Here is a 1,330-nt window from a genome sequence, read left to right as displayed (position 1 = left end):
GGCCTCGGGTCTGGAACCAGGAGGTCTGGCCGCTGAACCGGGACAGCGGGGCCTGCATCGGCGCCGACCCGTCAGGCGCGCTCCCGCCCTGGGTGACGAACGCCGCCAGCGTGTCGGCGCCGACGCTGTCGAGGCGCGGTGGCCGGCGGCGGCGATGGCGTGGCGCGAGGGCGCTGACGATCAGGCCGCGCACCAGCGCCGGGTCGCCGGAACCGCACCTCGGCCTTGGTCGGGTGGACGTTGACGTCGACCTCCTCCGGCGGCAGCTCGAGACTAGAGGGCCAGCACCGGGTGGCGGTCGCGCGGCAGCACGTCGGCATAGGCGCCGCGGATGGCGCCGAGCAACAGGCGGTCGCGCACCGGCCGGCCGTTGACGAACAGGTACTGCGCCTGGGCGGTGGCGCGGTTGAGGGTCGGCAGCGCGGCATGGCCGGTCAGCCGAACCGCCTCGCGCACCGTCTCGATCGGCAGCGCGTTCTCGGCGAAATCGCCGCCCAGCACGGCGCCGACGCGGGCCAGGCGGGCGTCGAACAGCTCGCCCTGCGCCGCCTCCAGCCGCAGCAGCGTGCGGGCGGCGTCGGCCACGGTGAAGCTGAGGGTCGGATGGGCCATGGCAAGGCGCTCGACCACGTCGACCGCCGCCTGGGTCTCGGCCCGCTCGCCCTTCAGGAATTTCAACCGGGCGGGCGTGGCGTAGAACAGGTCGCGCACCTCGACCCTTGTGCCGTGGTTCAGCGGCGCCGGCACCGGCGCGGCCACCGCCCCGCCCTCGACCGACAGGCTCCAGCCCTCCGCCGCCTGCCGCGGCCGGCTGGCGATCGACAGGCGCGACACGGCGCCGATCGAGGGCAGCGCCTCGCCGCGGAAGCCGAGGGTCGAGATCCGCACCAGGTCGTCGTCCGGCAGCTTGGAGGTGGCGTGGCGCTCGATCGCCAGCAACAGCTCCTCCGGGTCCATGCCGGCGCCGTCATCGACCACGGAGATCAGGCTGCGGCCGCCGTCGCGCAGCGACACGTCGATGCGGCGGGCGCCGGCGTCGATCGCGTTCTCCACCAGCTCCTTCACCGCCGCGGCCGGGCGTTCGATCACCTCGCCGGCGGCGATCTGGTTCACCAGGGTCGGCGGCAGGCGGCGGATGGTGCGCAGGGACTCGATGCTCATGCCGCCGATTCTAGAACCGGAGGGCGCCGGAGGGAATCGGTCAGGACGGCCGATCAGGACGGATCATCGATCAGCATGCCGGAATAGACCACCGGCCCGGTCGGGGCGCCGGTGGGCGAGCCGCCGGCCGGCTCGACGCTGACCGCCAGCGTGCCGCCGGCGAGGGCGG

The 1,330-nt window shown here is 74.5% G+C and carries 1 pseudogene; it reads right to left on the bottom strand.

What is annotated here, in order from left to right:
* Positions 1–1,161: pseudogene (mutL, locus tag P409_RS34500) on the bottom strand (DNA mismatch repair endonuclease MutL); the annotation flags it as partial.
* Positions 1,162–1,330: the final 169 nt, after the last annotated feature.

This window comes from Inquilinus limosus MP06 (genome assembly GCF_000767795.1).
In the GTDB taxonomy this organism is placed as follows: domain Bacteria; phylum Pseudomonadota; class Alphaproteobacteria; order DSM-16000; family Inquilinaceae; genus Inquilinus; species Inquilinus limosus_E.
The sequence above is the reverse complement of the archived record's forward strand: the minus strand, read 5'-3'. Positions and strand labels throughout refer to the sequence as shown.